Origin of the sequence: Streptomyces sp. JW3, assembly GCF_052216785.1 — a bacterium.
Lineage (GTDB): Bacteria > Actinomycetota > Actinomycetes > Streptomycetales > Streptomycetaceae > Streptomyces.
The window spans coordinates 36,787-44,760 of record NZ_JBQOUX010000063.1 but is presented as its reverse complement, the minus strand read 5'-3'; the positions used below and the strand labels follow the sequence as shown (position 1 = coordinate 44,760).

The 7,974-nt window shown below is 73.9% G+C and carries 5 protein-coding genes; 4 read left to right on the top strand and 1 reads right to left on the bottom strand.

What is annotated here, in order from left to right; all coding sequences use genetic code 11:
• Positions 1 to 70 precede the first annotated feature (70 nt).
• Positions 71 to 1,669, top strand: a complete 1,599-nt coding sequence (gene mhpA, locus ACTT8P_RS24090) for a bifunctional 3-(3-hydroxy-phenyl)propionate/3-hydroxycinnamic acid hydroxylase MhpA (RefSeq protein ID WP_442833803.1) — start codon at positions 71 to 73, stop codon at positions 1,667 to 1,669.
• A gap of 159 nt (positions 1,670 to 1,828) precedes the next feature.
• On the opposite strand, the gene ACTT8P_RS24085 is transcribed toward mhpA, so the two are convergent.
• Complete coding sequence (locus ACTT8P_RS24085) at positions 1,829 to 3,298, bottom strand: MFS transporter (RefSeq protein ID WP_442833802.1); 1,470 nt, start codon at positions 3,296 to 3,298, stop codon at positions 1,829 to 1,831.
• Between the two features lie 243 nt (positions 3,299 to 3,541).
• Between ACTT8P_RS24085 and ACTT8P_RS24080 the strand changes: the two genes are divergently transcribed.
• From ACTT8P_RS24080 to ACTT8P_RS24070, 3 genes are all read left to right on the top strand, one after another.
• Complete coding sequence (locus ACTT8P_RS24080) at positions 3,542 to 4,165, top strand: TetR/AcrR family transcriptional regulator (RefSeq protein ID WP_442833801.1); 624 nt, start codon at positions 3,542 to 3,544, stop codon at positions 4,163 to 4,165.
• Positions 4,166 to 4,345: 180 nt separating this feature from the next.
• A complete protein-coding gene (locus ACTT8P_RS24075) occupies positions 4,346 to 6,643 on the top strand; it encodes a family 78 glycoside hydrolase catalytic domain (RefSeq protein WP_442833800.1) in 2,298 nt (765 codons plus the stop codon).
• A 47-nt stretch (positions 6,644 to 6,690) separates the two neighbouring features.
• Entirely contained in the window at positions 6,691 to 7,950 is a 1,260-nt protein-coding gene (locus ACTT8P_RS24070) for a family 1 glycosylhydrolase (RefSeq protein WP_442833799.1), read from the top strand.
• Positions 7,951 to 7,974 lie beyond the last annotated feature (24 nt).

Below are 7,974 nucleotides of genomic sequence, written 5' to 3'. Positions count from 1 at the left end.
GGACAGAAGAAGGACGCCCGCCCGCCGTGGTCCATAGTTTCGGCAGACGCCCCGCAGAACGGAGTCCGCAGTGCACGTCGTCAACGATGACACGTTCCCCGGTACCGCCGATGTCACCATCGTGGGATTCGGCCCCGTCGGGAAGCTGCTCGCCTGCATGCTCGGCCGGCGCGGGCACTCGGTGCTCGTCCTCGACCGCAACGAGGCGGGCTATCCGCTGCCCCGCGCGGTGACCCACTGCTCCGACTTCGCCCGCATCCTCCAGTCCGTGGGCCTCGCACCGGACCGGATCCCCGCCGTCACCCAGCCCTACGACGACATGTACGTCTGGCGCGACGGCGCCGGGCGGACCCTGGTCGAGGTCGACTGGAGCGGCCTGGGCGAATCCGGCTGGTACAACACCTACTTCTTCAGTCAGCCCGCCCTGGAGAACGCCCTGGACGAGGTGCTCGCCGCCCTGCCGTCGGTGTGTGTCAGACGCGGCTGGGAAGCGGTCGGCCTGACCCAGGACGAGGACGCGGCGTCCGTCACCGTGCGGCACACCGGCACCGGCCGGCGGGCCGCCGTCACCTCCTCGTGGGTGATCGGCGCGGACGGCGCCAACAGCGCGGTGCGCCGGTGGGCCGGCCTTCAGTGGCACGACGAGGGCTACTTCTACGACTGGCTGGTCGTCGACGTGGACCCGCTGCCCGGCCTGGACTTCCCCCATGTGGCGGCGCAGAGCTGCGACGTGCGCCGTCCGTCGACCATGGTGCCGGGCGGTCCCGGGCGGCGCCGCTGGGAGTTCATGCGGCTGCCCGGGGAGAGCAAGGAGTCCCTCAACAGCGCCGGGACGGCCTGGCGGCTGCTGGCGCCGTACGGGCTCGACGAGTCCAACGCCCGGCTGGAGCGGCACTCCGTCTACACCTTCCAGGCCTGCTGGGCGACCGAGTGGCGGGCCGGCCGGGTGCTGCTCGCCGGGGACGCCGCCCATCTCATGCCGCCGTTCGCCGGGCAGGGGCTGGGCGCCGGTGCGCGGGACGCCATGAACCTGGGCTGGAAGCTCGACGCCGTACTGCGCGGCCTGGCCGGCGACGGCCTGCTCGACACCTACGGCCAGGAGCGGCTGCGGCACGCGGTGGCCTTCGTCGAGTTCTCCACCGAACTGGGCCGGATCATCTGCGTCACCGACCCGGCCGAGGCCGCGCGGCGCGACGCCCGGATGCTGGCCGACTGGGCGGCGGGCATGAAGCCGCCCGCCCCGCCGCGGCCCCGGCTCGGGCCCGGCGTGCACACCGGCCCGGCGGGCGGGACGCTCGCCCGGCAGGGCCGGGTGCGGGTCGGCGGCGGCGCCCCCGCGCGCTTCGACGACGTCTTCGGCGGACCCGCCGCCCTCGTCGCCCGGTCCGCCGCGCCGCTGTCCGCCCTGCGCCCGGCCACCGTCCGGGCCCTCGCGGAACTCGGGGTCAGCCGGGTCGCCCTGAGCGGCACCGCGACGCACGGCGTGCGCGTCGTCGACGACACGGACGGCACCTACACCGGGTGGCTGGCCGCGCTGGACGCGGACGCGGTGCTGATCCGGCCGGACTTCCACCTCTACGGCGCCGCCGACGCGGACCGTGTCGCGGAACTCGCCGAGGGGTTCCTGGCCGCCCTGGGCACGGGGCCCGCGCTGCTCACGGCGCGCTGACCGCCGTAGGGCGACCGGGACTTCCGCGCGGGAGCCGGTCCGCGCCGGCGCGGGCCGTGCCGTACCTCACCGTCACCGGCGTCGGCCGCTACGGCCCTGCCACCCGGGCACCGGCGAACCGGGGCCGGCCGCCACCTGGCCGGCCCCGTCCGCCTCCGCTCAGGCGGGTACCGCGTCGTCGGCCTCCGGGTCGCGCAGCGGAGGGATGAACAAGGACAGCGCCAGGGCCAGCAGCGTGACGAGGGCGCCGAGCCAGAACACCCACGCGTACCCGGCGTCCTGGTAGAACGCGGTGCCGTCGACCACCGTGCTGTGCGCGTTGAGCAGGGCGTACGCGCCCGCCGTGACGGTGGCGCCGAACAGGCTGATGAGCATGTTGAGCATGCCGCTGCCCAGCCCCTGCTCATCGGGCGAGACGACACCGACCACGAGCACCGGAGCGCCCGCCACCACCACGCCGGAGCCGATGTTGGCGACGCAGGACGTCAGGGCGAGTTCCATCTCGTTGCCGTGGAAGAAGCCCACCAGTGTGTAGCCGGCCGCCATGACCACCAGGCCGGCCATCCACACCTTGCGCGGGTCCAGGTGCCGCAGGAACCGGCTGACCAGGAGGCCGGTGCCGAACATCACCAGGTTCCAGCTGACGCTGACCACGGCGTTGTGCTGGGCCGTCCAGCCCAGTCCGGCGGAGACACCGGGGATGTGCGGGAAGAGCGCGAGCAGGATGGCGAGGCCCGGCAGGGTGAACGCGACCGTCTGGGCCAGGCCGCCCGCGGTGAGCGCCAGCGCCACCGGGCGGCGGCGCAGCACCCCCAGGTCCAGGATCGGGTGGGCGTGGGACCGCTCGACGAAGAGGAAGACGACCAGGGCCACGAGGCCGGCGCCGAGCCAGCCGAGGGTCCGGGCGTCCGCCCAGCCCCAGCTCTGTCCCTGGCCGACGGCGTAGACCACGGCGGTCAGGCCGCCGCCCAGGACCAGCCCGCCGAGCCAGTCGAAGCCGGACTCGAAGGCGTACCGCGGGGTCTGCGGCACCAGCAGCGCGACCAGCAGGAAGGCGACGGCGGTGGCGGTGGCGAGGAACCACAGGGCGCCCCGGTAGCCCCAGTTGTCGACGAGCCAGCCCGCCAGGAACGGCGTGCCGAGGGCCACCAGCCCGACGCTGCTGCCCATGATGCCGCTGGCCGACTTGACCAGCCGGCGCGGGAAGATGTCCCGCACGGCGGCGAAGGACAGGGCACCGAAGGGACCGTAGAACCCGGCGACAGCCCGGCCGACCAGCACCAGCCAGAACTCCCCGGCCAGCGCCGCCAGGGCCTCGCCGCCCGCGCCCAGCGCCATCATGACGAGCATGACGCGCTTGCGGCCGTACAGGTCGCCCAGTTTCATGGCGAACGGCGTGAGGAGGACCGTCGCCAGGCTGAGAGTCAGGCCGAACCACGCGACCTGGGTGGTGTGGAAGCTCTGGGCGACGCTCGCGGTGGCGTTGGCGCCGAGGATGCCGCCCGCGGCCAGCAACTGGGTCGGCCAGGCCAGCGCGATCAGCACCGCGACCAGGCGGAGGGTCCAGCGCCCGCCCATTTCGGCGGGCGACGCGGTGTCGAGTGAGGGGCTTGGCGACGTCGATGTCATGCCAGCCCTCCTTTCACGGAGGTACCGAGGGAAGTGGGACGCGCGGTGGGGGTGCGAGGGGACCGGTCGCCGTCACAGGGCGTTCACACGGTGGTGACAGGGCGGTGATCCGTCGTCGGTGACGTCGATGATGACCTGAACACCTAGTGCACGCTAGGTATTGGAACTGTGACCCACATCACTCGCCGCCGACTGTGGACGGCCTGTCACCGGCGCCGCGAACCGCCCCGGTACCGTTCTGCCATGGCGACACCCAGGGGGCCGCGCGGCGGCTACACGGCAGGCCGGGCCCGGCGCGTCCAGATTCTGGAGGCGGCGCTGCTGCGCTTCGGACAGGACGGCTACCGCAAGACCTCCCTGGCCCGGATCGCCCGGGACGCGGAGATAACCGACGCCGGACTGCTGCACCACTTCCGCGACAAGCAGCAGCTCCTGCTGGCCGTCGTCGAGTACTGGCACGAGCGGATGGACGTCCAGTGGGAGCGGGTCTCCGAGTCGGTACGGGACGCCTTCCGTTGCCACCTGGAGGACACCGCCGAGACCCTCACCATGCCGGGCATGGTGGAACTGGCCGTCGTGGTCGCCGCCGAGGCGACCGCCCCCGACCACCCGGCCCACGACTTCTTCGCCCACTGGCAGGAGAAGGGCGTCAAGGAGCTGGCGGACCGGCTGCGGGCCGGCAGCCGGGGCGGCGAGCTGGTGCCGGACCTGGATCACGACTGCATCGCCCGCGAGTGCGCGGCCCTGGACGCGGGGCTGCGCCAGCAGTGGCTCGCCGGCGGCCGGTCCTTCGACCTCGTCGCGGTGATGCGCGCCCACCTCGACCGCCTCCTGCGGTCCATCTCCGCGGACGGGCGGGGCTTGTAGCCCGTCACTCGCCGGATCACCTCGTCACCCCAGCGATTTTGATTGACATGCTCACATCCACCCCACCATCCTGCCCGCCCCGGAAGCGCCAGGTCCGTCCGCCGTGGGCGCGACTCATGACCTACATCACACCCACCAAGACCTAGCGTTCACTAGGTATTGGCGCGCATGATCGGGTCCATGCCGCACCTCTGGACCGCCCGTGTCATCACCCCCGGCTCTCAGCCGGAGCCGCCCGCCGGGGCCGCCCGGCCCGCCGCGCTGCTGCGCACCGAGTTCACCGCGCGGACGGCGGTCACGGCCGCCCGCCTCCTCGTCACCGCGCTCGGCGTGTACGAGCTGGAGCTGAACGGCACGGTGGTCGGCGACCACGTGCTGGCCCCCGGCTGGACCAGCTACCGCCACCGCCACCGCTACCAGGTGTTCGATGTGACGGACCTGGTCCGCGAGGGCCGCAACGGCTGGGGCGCCCAGCTGGCGGACGGCTGGTACCGAGGACTGCTCGGCTTCAACGGCGGCACCCGGGACATCTACGGCGCGGACACCGGTCTGCTGGCCGAACTGCGGATCGAGTACGCCGACGGCAGCACCGAGACGGTCGGCACCGGCGAGCACTGGCGCTGCGGACCGTCCCCCGTCGTCGCCGCCGGCCTGTACGAGGGCGAGGAGTACGACGCCCGGCGCGAGCAGGCCGGCTTCAGCGCGGCGGGCTTCGACGACGCGGCCTGGGAGCCGGTGCGGGTCCTGGAGTTCGACACGTCCGTGCTCTTCTTGGCCGACAGCCCGCCGGTGCGGCGGACCGGGACCGTCGCCCCGGTCGCCGTCACCACCTCGCCGGCCGGCCGCACCCTCGTCGACTTCGGCCAGAACCTCGTCGGACGGCTGCGCATCCGGGTGCGCGGCGACGCCGGACGCACCGTCACCCTGCGCCACGCCGAGGTCCTGGAGGACGGCGAGCTGTGCACGCGTCCGCTGCGGCACGCCACCGCCACCGACCGCTACACCCTGCGCGGCGCCCCCGAGGGCGAGGTGTGGGAACCCCGCTTCACCTTCCACGGCTTCCGCTACGCCGAGTTGGACGGCTGGCCGGGCGAGGTGTCCCCGGCCGACGTGACCGCCGTGGTCCTGCACAGCGACCTGCGCCGCACCGGGTGGTTCGAGTGCTCCGATCCCTCCCTGAACCGGCTGCACGAGAACGTGCGGTGGGGGATGCGCGGCAACTTCGTCGACGTGCCCACCGACTGCCCGCAGCGCGACGAACGGCTCGGCTGGACCGGCGACGTCCAGGTCTTCGCGCCCACCGCGGCCTTCCTCTACGACGTCCGTGACCTGCTGCGCTCCTGGCTGCGGGACCTGGCCGCCGACCAGGGCGACGACCCGGCGGGCGTGCCGCCGGTGTTCAGCCCCGCCATTCCGGTGCTCGCTCCGGTGCCGCTGCCGCCGGGGAACCCGCCGATGGCCGGCTGGTGCGACGCGGCCGTCGTCGTGCCCTGGGTGCTGTACGAGCGCTACGGGGACACCGAGGTGCTGCGCGCCCAGTACCCCTCGATGCGCGCCTGGGTCGACGCGGTCGACCGACTGGCCGGGCCCGGCCGGATCTGGGGCGAGGGGTTCCAGTTCGGCGACTGGCTGGACCCCACCGCGCCCGCGGACGATCCCGGCCGGGCGATGACCTCCTCCAGCCTGGTCGCCACGGCCCATTTCGCGCACTCCGCCCGGCTGCTGGCCCGCACCGCGCACCTGCTGGGGAAGGCGGACGACGCCGGGCGCTACCACGCGCTGGCCGACTCGGTCCGCGACGCCTTCCGCGACCGCTTCCACGCCGGCGGCGGCCGGCTGACGGAGGCGACCCAGACCGCCTACGCCCTCGCGCTGTGCTTCCGGCTGCTGACGGACGACGCCGAACGCGCCGAGGCCGGACGCCGGCTGGCCCACCTGGTGGCCGAGCGCGGCCACCGCATCGGCACCGGCTTCCTCGGCACCCCGCTGGTGTGCGAGGCACTCACCGACACCGGGCACGTGGACACCGCCTACCGGCTGCTGACCCAGCGGGCCTGCCCGTCCTGGCTGTACCAGGTCGACATGGGGGCCACCACCGTCTGGGAACGCTGGGACAGCATGCTCCCCGACGGCAGCGTCAACCCCGGCGAGATGACGTCCTTCAACCACTACGCGTTCGGCGCCGTGGCCGACTGGATGCACCGCACCGTCGCCGGCCTGGCACCCGCCGAGCCGGGCTACCGCCGGCTCCTGGTCCGGCCCCGGCCCGGCGCCGGCCTCACCTGGGCGCGGGCCGCGCACGAGACGCCGTACGGCCGGGCCGAGACCGACTGGCGCGTCGAGGACGGCGAACTGCGCGTCGACGTCCTCGTGCCGCCGCGGGTCACCGCGCTGGTCGAGCTCCCGGGCGGGGAGCCGGTGCCGGCCGGCCCCGGCCGGCACTCCTTCCGCTGCCCGTTCCCCGCGGCCACGCGGTGACGCACCGCCTCCCTCCTGATCCGTCCACACCAGTACGAGGAACATCCATGGCACACACCAGCCACCTGCCCGACGGCTTCCTGTGGGGCGTCGCCACCGCGGGACACCAGAACGAGGGCGACAACACCGCCGCCGACACCTGGTTCCTGGAGCACACCACCCCGTCTCTGTTCCGCGAGCCCAGCGGACCGGCGTGCCGGGGCTACCAGCGCTGGGAGTCCGACCTCGACCTGGTCGCGGGGCTCGGTCTCAACGCCTTCCGGTTCTCCGTCGAATGGGCCCGGACCGAACCCGAGCGCGGCGTCGTCTCCGCCGCCGCCCTCGACCACTACGAGCAGGTGGTCGACGGCTGCCTCGCCCGCGGCCTCGCCCCCCTGGTGACGTTCTCCCACTTCACCGCGCCGCACTGGTTCGCCGCGGCCGGCTCCTGGACCGCCGCCGACGCCCCGGCCCGCTTCGCCGAGCAGTGCGACCGTGTGATGGCCCGCTTCGGCGACCGGATCGCGTACGGCGTCACCCTCAACGAACCCAACCTGGAGCAGTTGTTGCAGGCGGGCGCGAAACTGCCGGCCGAGGCGGAGGCGCTCAAGACGCGGATGCTCGCGGCCGCCGCGCGGGCCGCCGGGAGCGACAGCTACGCCAGTGCGAACGTCATCCCCGCCGACCGGCAGGAGGAGTTCCAGGACGCGTTCACCCGCGCCCACCGCGCCGCCCGTGAGGCGATCAAGGCGCGCCGCGGCGACCTCCCGGTCGGGGTCTCCATCGCCGTCGCCGACGAGGTCGCCGTGGCCGGCGGCGAGGCCCGCCGGGACGCCAAGCGCGCCGCCGTGTACGACCACTGGCTGCGCGAGGCCCGGGACGACGACTTCGTCGGCGTACAGAACTACGAGCGGATCGTGCACGGTCCGGACGGCGAAGTGGCGGTCGAGGGAGAGCGCAACGGCATGGGCACCGTCATCGCGCCCGGCTCGCTGGCCGGCGCGGTGCGGTACGCCCACGAGGTGGCGGGGGTGCCGGTGCTCGTCACCGAGCACGGCATCCAGACCCCGGACGACCGGCAGCGCGCCGCGTTCCTGCCCGCCGCGATCCACGGGCTGGCCGCCGAGGCGGAGGCGGGCACCCCCGTGCTCGGCTACTGCCACTGGACGCTCATGGACAACTTCGAGTGGATCTTCGGGTACGGCGCGCAGCTCGGGCTGCACGAAGTCGACCGGGCCACCTTCCAGCGGCGGCCCAAGCCCAGCGCGACGGCCTACGCCGAGGTGGTGCGCGGCTACCGCGGAGCGCTCGCCGGCCGTCACCACTGAGCGAGGGCCCGGACAACGGGTGCG